This window comes from Halomonas sp. SS10-MC5, assembly GCF_015992245.1.
Lineage (GTDB): Bacteria > Pseudomonadota > Gammaproteobacteria > Pseudomonadales > Halomonadaceae > Halomonas > Halomonas sulfidoxydans.
This window is the reverse complement of record NZ_CP065435.1, coordinates 1,829,979-1,844,562: the sequence shown is the minus strand read 5'-3', so window position 1 is coordinate 1,844,562 and position 14,584 is coordinate 1,829,979. Positions and strand designations below refer to the sequence as shown.

The 14,584-nt window shown below is 67.0% G+C and carries 11 protein-coding genes; 8 read left to right on the top strand and 3 right to left on the bottom strand.

From position 1 onward, the window contains the following. Positions 1-75: 75 nt before the first annotated feature. The 6 genes from I4484_RS08680 to yejK all read left to right on the top strand — a co-directional run bounded on the left by I4484_RS08680 (position 76) and on the right by yejK (position 6,418). The gene (locus I4484_RS08680; RefSeq protein ID WP_197450553.1) at positions 76-354 is read left to right on the top strand and encodes a peptidylprolyl isomerase; all 279 of its coding nucleotides are present in this window, start codon (positions 76-78) and stop codon (positions 352-354) included. Positions 355-512: 158 nt separating this feature from the next. Then, a complete protein-coding gene (locus tag I4484_RS08675) occupies positions 513-1,979 on the top strand; it encodes an Nramp family divalent metal transporter (protein WP_197450552.1) in 1,467 nt (488 codons plus the stop codon). A gap of 195 nt (positions 1,980-2,174) precedes the next feature. Next, the gene (locus I4484_RS08670; RefSeq protein WP_197450976.1) at positions 2,175-3,098 is read left to right on the top strand and encodes an ABC transporter ATP-binding protein; all 924 of its coding nucleotides are present in this window, start codon (positions 2,175-2,177) and stop codon (positions 3,096-3,098) included. Then, positions 3,095-3,856, top strand: a complete 762-nt coding sequence (locus I4484_RS08665; protein WP_197450551.1) for an ABC transporter permease — start codon at positions 3,095-3,097, stop codon at positions 3,854-3,856. The genes I4484_RS08670 and I4484_RS08665 overlap by 4 nt, the downstream gene beginning before the upstream one ends. A 200-nt stretch (positions 3,857-4,056) precedes the next feature. Continuing rightward, positions 4,057-5,283 carry a GGDEF domain-containing protein gene (locus tag I4484_RS08660; RefSeq protein WP_197450550.1) on the top strand — a complete coding sequence of 409 codons (1,227 nt, stop codon included), beginning with the start codon at positions 4,057-4,059 and terminating at the stop codon, positions 5,281-5,283. Positions 5,284-5,401: 118 nt separating this feature from the next. Then, on the top strand, positions 5,402-6,418 hold the full coding sequence (yejK, locus tag I4484_RS08655; protein ID WP_197450549.1) for a nucleoid-associated protein YejK: 1,017 nt from the start codon (positions 5,402-5,404) through the stop codon (positions 6,416-6,418). Positions 6,419-6,448: 30 nt separating this feature from the next. Here the strand turns inward: yejK and I4484_RS08650 are convergent, their stop codons facing one another. Then, the gene (locus tag I4484_RS08650; RefSeq protein WP_197450548.1) at positions 6,449-7,174 is read right to left on the bottom strand and encodes a glutamine amidotransferase; all 726 of its coding nucleotides are present in this window, start codon (positions 7,172-7,174) and stop codon (positions 6,449-6,451) included. A gap of 183 nt (positions 7,175-7,357) precedes the next feature. Between I4484_RS08650 and I4484_RS08645 the strand changes: the two genes are divergently transcribed. Together I4484_RS08645 and I4484_RS08640 are read left to right on the top strand one after the other, a co-directional pair. Then, positions 7,358-9,832, top strand: coding sequence for a vitamin K epoxide reductase family protein (locus tag I4484_RS08645; RefSeq protein WP_197450547.1), 2,475 nt, complete (start codon positions 7,358-7,360; stop codon positions 9,830-9,832). 123 nt (positions 9,833-9,955) lie between these two features. Next, positions 9,956-11,731: an ABC transporter transmembrane domain-containing protein gene (locus I4484_RS08640; protein ID WP_197450975.1), complete on the top strand. Its 1,776-nt coding sequence runs from the start codon at positions 9,956-9,958 to the stop codon at positions 11,729-11,731. A gap of 22 nt (positions 11,732-11,753) precedes the next feature. On the opposite strand, the gene I4484_RS08635 is transcribed toward I4484_RS08640, so the two are convergent. After that, positions 11,754-12,725 carry a DUF523 and DUF1722 domain-containing protein gene (locus I4484_RS08635; RefSeq protein ID WP_197450546.1) on the bottom strand — a complete coding sequence of 324 codons (972 nt, stop codon included), beginning with the start codon at positions 12,723-12,725 and terminating at the stop codon, positions 11,754-11,756. Between the two features lie 74 nt (positions 12,726-12,799). Continuing rightward, entirely contained in the window at positions 12,800-14,575 is a 1,776-nt protein-coding gene (locus I4484_RS08630) for a methyl-accepting chemotaxis protein (protein WP_234283511.1), read from the bottom strand. Positions 14,576-14,584 lie beyond the last annotated feature (9 nt).

Genomic DNA, 14,584 nt, shown 5'->3' with positions numbered 1-14,584 from the left:
GGGGCGAGTTCGCCAGGCGCGGCTGTCGTGCTATGCTCGCCGCACTGACACCAATCCACCTCACGGGAGCACGGCATGGCCAGGGCAACGGCACGGCATATTCTGGTAAACGACGAAGCGAAGTGCGAGGCCCTCAAGGCCGAGATCGAGGGCGGCCGCGACTTCGCCGACGCGGCGCGCGAACACTCCACCTGCCCTTCGGGCCGCCAGGGTGGCGACCTGGGCAGCTTCGGCCCGGGCCAGATGGTGCGCGAGTTCGACGAAGTGGTGTTCTCCGGCGAGCTGAACAAGGTGCACGGTCCGGTGAAGACCCAGTTCGGCTATCATCTGCTGGAGATCACCAGCCGCAGCTGATCCCGGCGCGGCCGGCTCGCTGCGCCCGGCCAAACCCGCCCGAGCCGCCATGCCTCGCCATGGCGGCTTCGTCGTTCTGGCTGTGTGTCCCTTCCTTGACCTTGCGGAAGCCTGGCCTGCTACCTTGAATCATCCATGCAGGCAGCAAGGAGACGAGTGTGACAGGGAAGCAACAGGAGCAGGACGCTCATTTTCGCGAGCGGGTCCCCGACCCGCCGCAAGGCAGAAAGCGCCTCAAGTGGTATGGTCCCGGTCTGCTGTGGATGCTCTCCGCCGTGGGGACCGGTTCGATCCTCTTCACCCCTCGCGTGGCCTCCGCCTACGAGTATCAGCTGCTCTGGATACTGCTCGTGGTGGTGCTGTTCATGTGGGTCATGATCCGCGAGATGGCGCGCTACTCCATCGTCACCGGCCGGACCATGCTGGAGGGCATGCACACCCTGAGCGGGCCGAGGAACTGGGCCGTGTGGGTGATCTTCGTGCCGCAATTGCTGGCGGCGTCGATCGGCATCGCCGGACTCGCCGCCGTCGTCGGCAGTGCCCTCGGCGAAACCCTGCCCGGCGCCAACACGCTCTATGCCATGGCCATGGTGGTGGCTTCCACCCTGTTCACCGCCACCGGGCGCTACTCGCTGATCGAGACCTTCAGCCGCGTGATGGCCCTGGCGCTGATGGTGATGGCCATCGTCACGGCGGCCATCGTCTTCCCCGGGGTGGCGCCGCTCGCCGAGGGTCTCACCCCCGGCTGGCCGGAGAATCCCGACCTCTACGTGATTCTGCCCTGGGTGGGCACCATTCTCGCCGGCTCCATGGGCATCGTCTGGTTCGGCTATTGGACCGCCACCCGCGGCTTCGGCGGCGGCCTGCAGAGCCGCGAGCCCGACGACGAGCAGCCCGACGACTCGCGCGAGGAGCTGGACAGGACAGGCCCCAAGCCGCATGAAGTGCGGGTCGCCCATGCCCGCGGCTGGATTCGCACCATGACCGTGACCGCGGCCCTCGGTGTGGTCGGCGGGCTGGTGGTGATCTTCTCGTTCCTCGTGCTCGGCGCCGAACTACTGGCCCCTGAGGGCATCATGCCCGAGGGACCGGAGGTCGCGGTGGACCTGACCAGCATCTTCTCGGAGGTGTGGGGCGAGCTCGGCCGCTACGTGCTGCTCGCCGCCATCGTCATCGCCCTGGGCGGCAGCGTGCTGGCCAACCAGGACGGCTGGGGTCGCAGCTTCGCCGACATGACCCTGATCGTGACCCGGGCCCGCCGTGAGTCCGGTGAACCGGGCTTGCTGCTGAAGGGCCTGAATGCCCTCGACCGACGCCTGCCCTGGCCCATGTTCGAGCGGCGCTGGCTCAAGCGGCTCTACATCGTCGGCGTGACCGGCATCGTGCCGCTGCTCATTCTGTTGGCGTTCTCCGATCCGGTGCAGGTGATGTCGGTTTCAGGCATCATTGCGGCAGCCCATACGCCCTTCATTGCCCTGGCGGCGCTCTACGTCAACCGCACCCGCCTGCCCAGGCAGCTGCGGCCGGGCATGGCGGCCACCGCCACGATGACGGTTGCCGGCCTGTTCTATCTCGGCTTTGCGGTGCTCTACCTGTTGAACATGGCGGGCCTGCTGAATGGCTGAGCCTGGACAGCGCCCCCACCGGGCGCTTCGTCATGAGCCTCATGAGTTCTGCGCCGGGGGCTGCCACGCGCTAGGATAGGGCATGTCGATTCGCTCTTTTGCCAACAGGGACGCCGCATGACCCTTTCAGCCAACCCGACCACGCTGCCGGAACAGGGCAGTTCCGCCGGCGGCAACGCCGACGCCGGGACGCCGATGATCCGGGTCGAAAAGCTCTCGAAAACCTACCGCGACGGTTTCCAGGCCTTGAAGGAAGTCGACCTGACCATCCGCCGTGGCGAGATCTTCGCTCTGCTCGGCCCCAACGGCGCCGGCAAGACCACCCTGATCAGCGTGATCTGCGGGCTGGTCAATGCCAGCAGCGGCAGCGTCAAGGTCGACGGCTTCGATAACGTGATGCAGTATCGCGAGGCGCGCGAGCGCATCGGCCTGGTGCCCCAGGAGCTGACCAACGAGGCCTTCACCACGGTGTGGGATACGGTCAGCTTCAGCCGCGGGCTGTTCGGCAAGCCCAAGGACCCGGGCCACATCGAGAACGTGCTGCGCGCCCTAACCCTGTGGGACAAGCGCGACAACCGCCTGCTGGAACTCTCCGGCGGCATGAAGCGCCGGGTGCTGATCGCCAAGGCGCTGTCGCACCGGCCGCTGGTGCTGTTCCTCGACGAGCCCACCGCCGGCGTCGACGTGGAGCTGCGCCGCGAGATGTGGGAAGTGGTGCGCGGGCTGCGCGACCAGGGCGTGACCATCATCCTCACCACCCACTACATCGAGGAAGCCGAGGAGATGGCCGACCGCATCGGCGTGATCCGCCGCGGCGAGCTGGTGCTGGTGGAAGAGAAGGCGACGCTGATGCGCCAGCTGGGGCGCAAGGAGCTGACGCTGCACCTCGCCGTGCCGCTGGAAGCCGTGCCCGCCGCCCTCGCCGGCCACGATCTCGTGCTGGCCGACGAGGGCCATGCGCTGGTCTACACCTACGACGCCACCCGCCAGGACGAAGGCACCGGCATCGCCGGGCTGCTGGCCGACCTCGAGGCCACCGGCGTGCGCGTCAAGGACCTGCATACACGGCAGAGCTCGCTCGAGGAGATCTTCGTCAACCTGGTACGGGAGAGCGCATGAACCTGCAATCGGTGAAGACCATCTACCTGGCCGAGATGGCCCGCAGCCTGCGCACCGTGCTGCAGAGCATCGTTTCGCCGGTGGTATCCACCTCGCTCTACTTCGTGGTGTTCGGCGCCGCCATCGGCTCGCGCATCAGCGAGGTGGACGGCGTGAGCTACGGCGCCTTCATCGTGCCCGGGCTGATCATGCTGATGCTGCTGACCCAGAGCGTCTCGACCGCCTCGTTCGGCATCTTCTTCCCACGCTTCTCGGGCACCATCTACGAGATCCTCTCGGCGCCGATCTCCTACTTCGAGGTCGTGCTCGGCTATGTCGGCGCGGCAGCCACGAAGTCGGTGATCCTGGGCTTGATCGTGCTCGGCACGGCGCGCCTGTTCGTACCCTTCACGATCCAGTATCCGCTGGTGATGCTGCTGTTCCTGATCCTCACCGCGCTGACCTTCAGCCTGCTCGGCTTCATCATCGGCATCTGGGCCGACGGCTTCGAGAAGCTCCAGCTGGTGCCGCTGCTGATCGTCACACCGCTGACCTTCCTCGGCGGCACCTTCTACTCCATCGACATGCTGCCGTCCTTCTGGCAGGCCGTGACGCTGCTCAACCCGGTGGTTTACCTGGTCAGCGGGTTCCGCTGGAGCTTCTACGGCTCGGGCGACGTCAGCATCTGGGCCAGCCTGGCCATCATCACGCTGTTCCTCGGCGTGGCCCTGGCCGTGGTCAACTGGATCTTCCGTACCGGCTATCGCCTCAAGCCCTGACCCCGCGTTCGATTTTTTCCCGCCGCGGCGTTTGGGCATAGTCGCGGCTGGCACATGGCGAAGTTATTGACCATTCTTCAATAGCTGTCTTCACGTAACAAAAAGTAATACAAATCGCTGAGCATCACGGGCCAAGATAACCACAAGGCTTCGCAGGAGGACGTCACGTAGCCGGGCGTCTCCTTTCAAGGGAACACTACATGACTGCTGGCAAGAACGAGGCTGGGGAGGGGGCTTCGCTCGACTGGCGCGACGAGTTCCAGGACTCGGCGCTGGAAGCCCTGTATCGACGCACCATGCAGCTGCAGGACGCACAGCAGCTACGTTACGCGCTATGGATCATTGCCGGCACCTTCCTGCTGTTCGGTGCAGCGGACTATATCCTGCTCGGTGCCAGTCTCGCCCTGCTGGCCCTGCTGTTGGTCCGCTTCGTGGTGGCCTCCAGCTGCCTGGCGCTGGCACGCCTGATCGGCCGCCATTCGGCGCAGGCCCATCGCCCCCGGCCGCTCAATCTGGTCTATTGCATTGCGATCAGCGGTTTGCTGGTATCGATCCTGCTGCACCCAGGCAGCGTGGGCCTGCACATCTCGAGCGTGGCGATATCGAGCCTGGCCATCTATCTGCTGGTGCCCAACCGCCTGCCATGGATACTGGCCTGGAACGGCTACCTGGCGGGTGGGTTCGTGCTGGTGGTGGCGCTGTGGAAGCCGCTCGCGCCCGGCATGTTGATCAGCAGCCTTCTAATTCTCGCCTTCGCCAACCTGATGGGCTGGCTGACCTACAGCCGCCTCAATCGGCTGCAGCGCAAGCAGTTCGCCCTGCTGGTGGCGGAGCGCGAGATCAACCGCAAGCTGCAGAAGGAGATCGAGGAGCGTCAGCTGCTCGAGGCCCAGCTGCGCCACATGGCCAGCACCGATCCACTGACCGGCATTGCCAACCGCCGACATTTCTTCGAGCTGGCCGAACGCGAATTCCGCCGGGCACAACGCGACGGTACGCCGCTGACGATCTGCATGGTCGATATCGACCTGTTCAAGACGCTCAACGACCATCACGGCCATGCCGTCGGCGACCTGGTCCTGACCACCGTCGCCTCGTGCTGCGCCTCGATGCTGCGCGAGACGGACATCATCGGCCGCTACGGCGGCGAGGAGTTCGTCATCGCCCTGCCCCAGGCCGATCTCGAAACCGCCAGCTTCATCGCCGAGCGCCTGCGCCACAAGGTGACCTCGCTGCGCCTGCCCATGCTCGATGAGGACCAGCATCTCTCCGTGACGGTGGGCATCAGCCAGGTCGAACCCGGTGAGGCGCGGCTCGAGCAAGCACTGCAACGCGCCGATGACGCGCTCTACGCGGGCAAGGCCCGCGGGCGCAACTGCGTGGTGGTGGCGGGCGAAGCCCCTTCCTCGATCGTCGCCCGGGTCTGAAGCCAACCGGCGCGGGTTGAACTGGCCCATGAGCCCGGTATGATTCGCTCTTCAGCTTGCCGGCACCACCCTTCGTGCCCTCTCGCAGCCTCCCTTCGCTTCGCAGGATTCCCAGGTCATGCCGATACAGCACTGCATCGTCCACGCCGTCGACAAGGCCGGAAGCGACCAGCCCGCCCGCCTGAGCCCCGCCACCGCGGAGCTGGCACCTTCGGCACTGCTGGAGGAGCTGCTCGCCCGCTTTCACGACGCCTACCACGCCAAGACCAAGGCCTGGGGACACTTCGTGACCGCAAGCGACGACCAGGCCGAGTCGGCCGCCGGGCTCGCCCCCGCCCTGGCCGATTATCTCGACGGCAAGCACGATTTCGCTGCCTTCACCCGCGGGGCCGCCGAGCGGCTGCTGCCCGTGGTCGACGCCCACCTCTCGGTCTCGGGCCACCTGCTGTGCGTCGATTACCATCAGGGCGAGACGCACTATCTCGCCCTGGCGCTGCTGCACCAGCGCGAGGGGTTCGGCGTCGGCGACTCGCTGCAGGTCGTACCCGCCACCCAGCTCAACCTGGCGCGCATGAGCCTGGGCCTGCGCATCAACCTGACCCAGTGGCGCGAGGGTGCCGCATCCCGCCATTACCTTTCGTGGATTCACGACCGCGGCGGCAAGAAGCTCTCCGAGGACCTGGCCGGCGTGCTCGGCGCCACCGAGGGCATCGACGCCACCGGCGAGACACGCACGCTGCTCAAGGCCTTCAGCGACTACGTGGAGCGGGAGGACATGCCCGAGGAGCAAAGCCGGGAGAAGACCGAGGCGCTGATCGACTACGCCAACGAGCAGGCCGGCCGCGGCGAGCCGATCACCCTGGAGGAACTCTCCGAGCTACTCGACGAGCAGCAGCCCAAGGCCTTCTACGACCACATCCGCAACGCCGACTATGGCCTCTCCCCCGAGATCCCACCCGACAAGCGCACCCTGCGGCAGTTTCGCCGCTTCACCGGGCGCGCCGGCGGCATGTCGATCAGCTTCGACTCACACCTGCTCGGCTCCAGCATCGAGTACGACGAAAGCCAGGACCGCCTGATCATCAAGCAGCTACCCAAGCAGTTGAAGGAGCAGCTGAAGAAACGCCAGGGCTGACCCCGGCGCTCCCTGTCACCGGCGCGGTCGCTACTCGATGCCGTGGGCCGCTTCCGTCGTCGCCAGCCACTCGCGCAGCACCTGCTGCCCGCGCTGCTTGAGCCCGGGACCGTAGCGCTCGGCCTGCTCGCGCAGCGCTACCGGATCGATCTGCGCCGCTGCCAGCTCGGCGGCGTGACCGATCAGCCACGGCTCGATCCTGGCGGGGTCCACCTCGAGGTGGAACTGCAGGCCAAGCACCTGCTCGCCCACGGCGAAGGCTTGGTGAGAGCAGGCGTGGCTGTACGCCAGGCGGGTGGCGCCGGGCGGCGTCTCGAACATGTCGCCGTGCCAGTGCAGCACCACGTCCGGGTTGCCGAGGTGGCGCAGCGGCCCTTCCTGACCGTCGCGGGTCAGCGAGACATCGGCGAAGCCGATCTCTTTCTGCGCCATGGGAAATACTCTGCCGCCCAGCGCCCGGGCGATCAGCTGCGCCCCGAGGCAGATGCCAAGCAGCGGGCGCCCCGAGTCGAGGCGATGACGGATGGCGTCCAGCTCCGCAGTGAGGAAGGGATAGAGCGCATCGTCGTTGGCCCCGAGGGGAGCGCCGAGCACCACCATCAGCTCGGGGCTGTCGACGTCCAGCGCCTCGAGGGCATCCGGCCCCAGCAGCCCCGGATCGAGGTAGCGAACCCGATAGCCGAATTCCTCCAGGATCGGCTCGAAGATACCCAGATCCTCGAAAGCCACGTGGCGAATGGCAACGACACTCTTCATGAACGAGAAGCTCCCTTTCCTTTCCGAACGGTTTGGCATGAGCGCCAATACCTCAGCAGCATAGCCAATGCAGCCTGTGCCAAGAAACAGGTCGAGTTTGCCGTTCGAGTGCAAAGCCGACTAGCTTGAGTGTGCAGCAGCGCGAAGGCACTTCAACGCAGCAGCGAGGAGGGAACCCTGGCCATGCAGGACAAGGAAGTGGCAACCCAGGAGAAACCGCTGGTGGTGATCACGGGGGCTTCGGGGGGCGTGGGAACGGCCCTGACCCAAAGCCTCAAGAACGACTATCGGATCATCGCCCTGGACCGTAACGAAGCGGAAGAGGCAGACGAAAGCTACGAATTCGACCTGACCGAGCTCGAATCCATCCGCGAGGCGATGGACAAGATCGCCGAGCGACACGGCCGCGACATCGCCGCGGTGGTGCATCTGGCCGCCTACTTCGACTTCACCGGCGAGGCGTCGCCGCTCTACGAGAAGGTCAACGAACAGGGCACCAGGAACCTGCTGGAGGCGCTCGAAGGCATGAACGTCGAGCGCTTCGTCTACTCCAGCACCATGCTGGTTCACGAACCGCAGGTACCGGGTCACCGTGTCAACGAAGAGACCCCAATCGGCCCCACCTGGCCCTACCCGCAGTCCAAGGCGCGCACCGAGGAAGTGATTCGCCGACATGCCCGCATGCCCTACACCCTGCTGCGGCTCGCCGGCATGTACGACGAGAAGACCAGCGTGCCCACGCTGTCACACCAGATCGCGCGCATCTACGAGCACACCTTCAAGAGCCACTTCTATTCGGGCAATACCAATGCCGGCCAGGCCTGCGTGCACAAGGAAGACATGATCGATGCCTTCCGCCGCACCATCGACCGCCGCCGCGAACTGCCCGAGCGCAACGAGATCCTCATCGGCGAGGAGCACGCCGTCAGCTACGAGGCGCTGCAGAACCGGCTCGGCGAGCTCATCCACGGCAAGAAGAAGTGGAAGACCGTGGTGATGCCGAAGCCGCTGGCCAAGACCGGCGCGCTGCTGGAGGAGAAGAGCGAGCCGCTGGTGCCGGACGACTTCGACAAGGGCGAAAAGCCCTTCATCCGGCCGTTCATGATCGACATGGCCGACGACCACTACGAGCTGGACATTCGCCGCGCCCGGGAGCAACTCGGCTGGGAACCTCGCCATCAGCTCTACGACACTCTCGAGGCCATGGTCGACCACCTGCTCGCCGATCCCCACGGCTGGTACCAGGCCAACGGCATCACCCCGCCCGACTGGGTCGAGGAGGCCGAGGAGAAGGGCGCCAATCCCGAGCGGGTACTCGAGGAGTATCAGACCCATGCCCGGCGCGAGCACTATCGCTTCCTGTGGGCGCACTTCTTCAACATCGCCCTGGGCGCCTGGCTGGTGGTCTCCCCCGCCACGCTAGGCTACGGCGGCGGCATGGCCGTGAGCGACATGGCCGCGGGGCTGCTGCTGGCGCTGTTCGGCGCGCTCTCGCTGTCGTTGAAGCTGAGCTGGGCGCGCTGGGCAGCCGCCGCCATCGGCCTGTGGGTGCTGTTCGCGCCGCTGGTGTTCTGGAGCGAGAGTGCCGCGGCTTATCTCAACGGCACCCTGGTCGGCACCCTGGCCATCGGCTTTTCCGCCCTGGTGCGACCGGCGCCGGGAATATCGCCCGCCGCGGCGATGACCGGCCCCACCACGCCGCCCGGCTGGAACAACAACCCCTCGAGCTGGTTCCAGCGCATGCCGATCATCGTGCTGGCCTTCGTCGGCTTCTTCGTCTCGCGCTACCTCGCCGCCTACCAGCTCGGCCACATTGATGCCGTATGGGACCCCTTCTTCGACGGCACCCGCAGTGGGCTCAACGGCACCGAGGACATCATCACCTCCGAGGCCTCCGAGGCGTGGCCGGTACCCGATGCCGGCCTGGGCGGCATCGTCTACATGCTGGAAATCCTGCTCGGCTTCATCGGTGCGGCCAACCGCTGGCGCACCATGCCCTGGATCGTCGCCTCGTTCGGCGTACTCATCGTGCCGCTGGGCGTGGTCTCGGTGACCTTCATCATCATCCAGCCGATCCTGATCGGCACCTGGTGCACCCTGTGCCTGATCCAGGCCGGCGCCATGCTGCTGCAGATCGCCTACGCCTTCAACGAATTCGTCGCCACCGGCGAGTTCCTCAAGCGGCGCCACAAGGCCGGGGCTCCGGTGCTCAAGATCTTCTTCACCGGCGACACCGACGAAGGGCCCAACGAATCGGTGGACGAGAACTTCCAGCGCAAGCCCGTCGCCATTCTCGGCGACGCCCTCTCCACCGGCGTGAACCTGCCCTGGAACCTGGCTCTGTGTATCCTGATCGGCGCCTGGCTGATGTTCACGCGGCTGACCTTCGGCGCCGAAGGCACCCTGGCCAACTGGGATCACCTGGTCGGTGCGCTGATCATCACCGTAGGCGTGGTCGCCATGGCCGAATCGGCCCGCCCCGTGCGCTGGCTGCTGATCCCGCTGGGGATCCTGCTGTTCTTCGTGCCCTTCTTGCATGGCGCCGACCTGCCATCCACCGTCAACAGCCTGGCCTGCGGCGCGGCGGTGATCGCACTGAGCCTGCGGCGGGGAGCGATCCGCGGCGAGTATGGCAGTTGGAGCCGGCTGCTGGCCTGAGCGTCACGGCAAGGTACGCCGGTCTCCCCTTGCGACGAGACGCCGCTGGGCGCCTCGTCGCTTTTGGCGATCCCGGGCCGCTGGTATCGTGTCTGCATGCCTGCCAAGAGCGACGCCCCCGCCATGACTTCTCGCCCCGACCCCCGCCTCCTGCTGCGCCTGATGGCGCTGTTGGGGCCCTATCGCGCCCGGCTGGCCATCGCCGCCCTGGCGCTGTTGCTGGCCTCCGCCAGCGTGCTGATGCTCGGCCAGGGGCTGCGCCTGGTAATCGACCAGGGCTTCCTCGCCGAGGACAGCACCCGCCTCAACCAGACACTGGCCGCCATGCTCGGCGTGGTCAGCGTACTGGCCGGGGCCTCCGCACTGCGCTACTACCAGGTGAGCTGGATCGGCGAGCGGCTGGCCGCCGACCTGCGCCGACAGGTCTACGACCACCTGCTCGACCTCGAGCCGGCCTTCTTCGAGAGCGCGGCCCATCGCGACCGCGGCCCGGCCGAGATCGCCTCGCGGCTGACCACCGACACCAGCGTGCTGCAAACCCTGTTCGGCTCGTCGATCTCGCTGGCACTGCGCAACCTGGTGATGCTGCTGGGCGCGGTGGCGCTGATGCTGGTCACCCAGCCCTGGCTCTCGGCGCTGGTGCTGATCGGCATCCCTGCCACGGTGCTGCCGATCCTGTGGTTCGGTCGCCGCGTGCGCCGTCTCTCGCGCTACAGCCAGGACCGGGTGGCCGAGCTTGGCCGCTACGCCAGCGAAACCCTCGACGGCATCCGCACCGTGCAGGCCTTTACTCACGAAGACATCGACCGCCACGCCTACGGCGAGCGCGTCGAGCAGGCCTTCGCCACCGCCGTGGTGCGCACCCGCCAGCGCGCCTGGCTGACCGGAGCGGCCATGCTGGCGGTATTCGCCGCGGTGGGCCTGATGCTGTGGCAAGGCGGCCAGGCGGTGCTGGCCGGCGAGATGAGCGCGGGCGAGCTTTCCGCCTTCGTCTTCTATGCCGTGCTGGCCGCCGGGGCGGTGGCCACCCTGGCCGAGGTTGCCGGCGACGTGCAGCGGGCCGCCGGCGCCGCCGAACGGCTGCTCGAACTGCTCGACGCCGAGCCGGGCATCCGCCCACCGGCGCAGCCGACGCCCCTGCCCCAGCCGCTGCGCGGCGAGATCCGCCTGGAGAAGGTGAGCTTTGCCTACCCGGGCCGCACGCTACCGGCGCTCGATTCGCTCGACTTGTGGATTCGACCCGGCGAGCGTATCGCCCTGGTGGGGCCTTCCGGGGCCGGCAAGAGTACGCTGCTCGGGCTACTGCTGCGCTTCCACGACCCCGACCGGGGCCGCGTGACCCTCGACGGGGTCGACCTGCGCGCGCTGGACCCACTCGAACTGCGCGCCGCCATGGGCCTGGTCGCCCAGGAGCCGGTGCTGTTCACCGGCTCGGTGGCCGACAACCTGCGCTACGGCAAGCCCGACGCCAGTCTTGACGAGCTTCGCGCCGCCGCCCGCGATGCCAACGCCCTGGGCTTCGTCGAGGCCCTGCCCCACGGCTTCGATACTCAGCTCGGCCCGGGCGGCGTGCAGCTCTCCGGCGGCCAGCGCCAGCGCCTGGCAATCGCCCGCGCGCTGCTCAAGGATCCCCGCGTGCTGCTGCTCGACGAAGCGACCAGTGCACTGGACGCCGAGAGCGAACGCCTGGTCCAGCAGGCGCTGGACAGGCTGATGGCCGGACGCACCAGCCTGGTGATCGCCCACCGGCTGGCCACGGTGACCGCCGCCGACCGCCTGCTGGTGTTCGACGAAGGACGACTCGTCGCCGCCGGCCGCCACGCCGAACTGCTCGAGCAGAGCCCGCTCTATCGCCACCTGGCGGAGCTGCAGTTCGGGCGCCACCGGGCTGAGGCATGAGAAGGAGGGCGATTGGCCCTGTTCAGATGGCGTTGCGCAAGCCCAGCTCGTAGGGGTGGGGATCGAGATAGGTCTGCTGGCGGATGTACGCCGAGCCGTGGCGCTTCACGTAGTGGTTGAGCAGGCGCACCGGCACGGCGAGATGCACGTGGCCCAGGCGATACTCCTCCACCGCCTGCAGCAGGTCCTGCTTGACCTCGCTGTCCACCGCCTGCTTCAGATAGCCGAGCACGTGCATCAGCGCGTTGGTGTGGGTCTTGCGCGTGGCCGGTCGCGACAGTGCCGCCATGAAGCGTTGCAGGTAAGAGCGCTTGACCTCCTCCAGTGGCAGGGCATGCCCCTCGCTACCCAGGTAGCGGCCCAGCTCGCGGTAGGCTTCCACGTGGTGTGCCATCAGCAGGTATTTCTGGCGGCTGTGGAACTGGATCAGGGCGTGGTACTCGCTCGCCGCTTCGACGTGGCGCTTCCAGTCGTCGAAGGCGAACACCCGGGTGATGAAGTTCTCGCGCAGCACGGCATCGTTCATGCGCGCCTCCTCCTCCAGCGGCAGCTCGGGGAAGCCTTCGCGCAGCACGCGCACGAACAGGCCGGAGTCGGCGTGGCTGGGCATGCCGTTCTCGTGATAGACCTTGACCCGCTCGAGCCCGCAGCTCGGCGAACCCTTCATCAGGATGAAGCCACGCAGGTGCCGGTGTCGGGCGACGAACGCCTCGCCGACCTCGCGCAATCGCTCGGTGACGTCGCGGGAGGGGTCGTCGGTGCCCACTACCCTCGGCGGCTCGCCGGGCGCGCCGACCAGGCGAATCGGCTCCCGCGGCACGCCGAGGCCGGCCTCGAGTTCGGGGCAGAACGGCTCGAAGGCGAAGCACTCCTGGAGCACTTCCAGGCAGTAGCGAGAACGCTTGTGCCCGCCGTTATAGCGCACCTGCTCGCCCATCAGGCAGGCACTGATGCCTACCGGGATCGCCTGCCCAGACGCAGTTGCCTCAGCCAAAGCTCGCTCTCCGCCAGCGGAATGTCGCTCTATCGTCGCGCTTCGACCCTCTCGGGGCAAGCTTCGAACGGACGCTACCAGGCCTCCCATTCGGTTTCGGCCGCGCGTGCCTCTCGCCGCACAAGCGCCCTGGGTACGGACGCCGGTAGCGGCGCATCGCCGTTACCCGAGTCCTGCGGCACTTTCCCCTCGTCGCCAAGCACGAAGGCGTTGATCAGGCGGGACAGGCGCTCCGCCTGGGTCCGCATCGCCGCGGCCGTCTCGCTGCTGTGCTCCACCATCACCGCGTTCTGCTGGGTCATGGCATCCATCTGGTTGACCGCCGTGTTGACCTCATGGATGCCCGCGCTCTGCTCGCGCGAACCGGCGCTGATCTCGGCAATCACCTCGCTGATCCGGCTGATACTGGCAAAGATTTCCTGCATGGTCTCGCCCGCCTGGTGCACGATTCCGGCCCCGTGCTGGGTGCGGTTCACCGAGTCGTCGATCAGCGCCTTGATCTCGCGCGCGGCATCGGCCGAGCGCTGTGCCAGGGAGCGCACCTCCTGTGCCACCACGGCAAAGCCGCGGCCGTGCTCGCCGGCCCTGGCCGCCTCGACCGAGGCATTCAGCGCCAGGATGTTGGTCTGGAAGGCGATACCGTCGATCAGCGAGACGATCTCCCCGATCTTCGTCGCAGCGTCGCTGATGTCGCCCATGGTCGACTCCACCCGCGCCATCGACTCCCTGCCCCGGCGCGCCACCTCGGCGCTGCCGCGGACCAGGCCATCGGCCTGCTGGGCATGGTCGGCGTTGTTCTGCACCGTGGAGGTGATCTGCTCCATGGCCGACGACGTCTGCTGCAGGTTGGCTGCGGCCTGGTCGGTACGCGAAGCGAGTTCCTCGCTGTCGCGGGCGATGGTCTGCGCCGCGTCATAGACCCGATTGGCGCTTCCGCGGACGTCGCGCAGGGTAGCCTGTATGCGCGACAGGAAGCCGTTGAACTGACTTGCCAGCTCGCCGATCTCGTCGCGGCTGGTCACGGTCAGGCGCCGGGTCAGGTCGCCGTGCCCCTGGGCCACCGCTTGGGCAATCTCGTGCATGTCGCTGGCGGTACGGCGGATCTGGCGCACCGTGCGGCGGGTGACCCAGATGGCCAGAAAGGTAATGGCCAGGTTGATGGCCGAGGCAACGAGCCAGAGTCGCACCAAGGTTTCGAACAACTGCTCACGGGCTGCCGCCTCGATGCCGAGCATGGCGGCGTCCACCTCGTTGGCGTACACGCCGGCGCCAATGATCCAGTTCCACTCGGGGATCGCCGCGGCATGGGAATACTTCGACTCCTCCCGGCCGGTGGCGGGGTTGAGCCACTCATATGCATAACCCCCGCCGCCCTGGCGGGCGATCTCGATCATGTCGCGGATGAGCGGCTTGCCGTTGGCATCCTCGAGATCGAGCAGATTGCGCCCCTCCTGTTCGGGTATCGCCGGCTGCACCAGCATGGTGCCCTGGTCATCAAACACGAAGAGGTAGTTGTCATCATCGAAGCGCAGGTCGCGCAGCAGGGCCTTGGCCTCGTGTTGCGCCACGGCCGGGTCGCCGCCACCGGCCGCCATGTTGCGGACCAGGGTCCGGGCCATCTCGACGATCCTCTCGACTCCCATGCGGCGAGACTCGATCATCAGCTCGCGCTGCCGCTCGAGCTGGGTGCGATTGGTCTCGATGCGCTCCAGTCCCTCGAGCACCAGCAGGCTGGAGGAGGATATGATAAGTGGTACCAGGACGAGCAATAGTATCTTGTTCTGCAGATTGAGCGCCGGCAACCGCTTGAGACCGGCGAACCGGGCTTCCTTGTTTGCGTACGTTTTCATGATCTGGCC

What these genes read in the sequence shown, in the direction of transcription:
- I4484_RS08680 (WP_197450553.1), top strand. Translation starts at nt 76, where the DNA reads ATGGCCAGGGCAACGGCACGGCATATTCTGGTAAACGACGAAGCGAAG.
- I4484_RS08670 (WP_197450976.1), top strand. Translation starts at nt 2,175, where the DNA reads ATGATCCGGGTCGAAAAGCTCTCGAAAACCTACCGCGACGGTTTCCAG.
- I4484_RS08665 (WP_197450551.1), top strand. Translation starts at nt 3,095, where the DNA reads ATGAACCTGCAATCGGTGAAGACCATCTACCTGGCCGAGATGGCCCGC.
- I4484_RS08660 (WP_197450550.1), top strand. Translation starts at nt 4,057, where the DNA reads ATGACTGCTGGCAAGAACGAGGCTGGGGAGGGGGCTTCGCTCGACTGG.
- yejK (WP_197450549.1), top strand. Translation starts at nt 5,402, where the DNA reads ATGCCGATACAGCACTGCATCGTCCACGCCGTCGACAAGGCCGGAAGC.
- I4484_RS08650 (WP_197450548.1), bottom strand. Translation starts at nt 7,174, where the DNA reads ATGAAGAGTGTCGTTGCCATTCGCCACGTGGCTTTCGAGGATCTGGGT.
- I4484_RS08645 (WP_197450547.1), top strand. Translation starts at nt 7,358, where the DNA reads ATGCAGGACAAGGAAGTGGCAACCCAGGAGAAACCGCTGGTGGTGATC.
- I4484_RS08640 (WP_197450975.1), top strand. Translation starts at nt 9,956, where the DNA reads ATGACTTCTCGCCCCGACCCCCGCCTCCTGCTGCGCCTGATGGCGCTG.
- I4484_RS08630 (WP_234283511.1), bottom strand. Translation starts at nt 14,575, where the DNA reads ATGAAAACGTACGCAAACAAGGAAGCCCGGTTCGCCGGTCTCAAGCGG.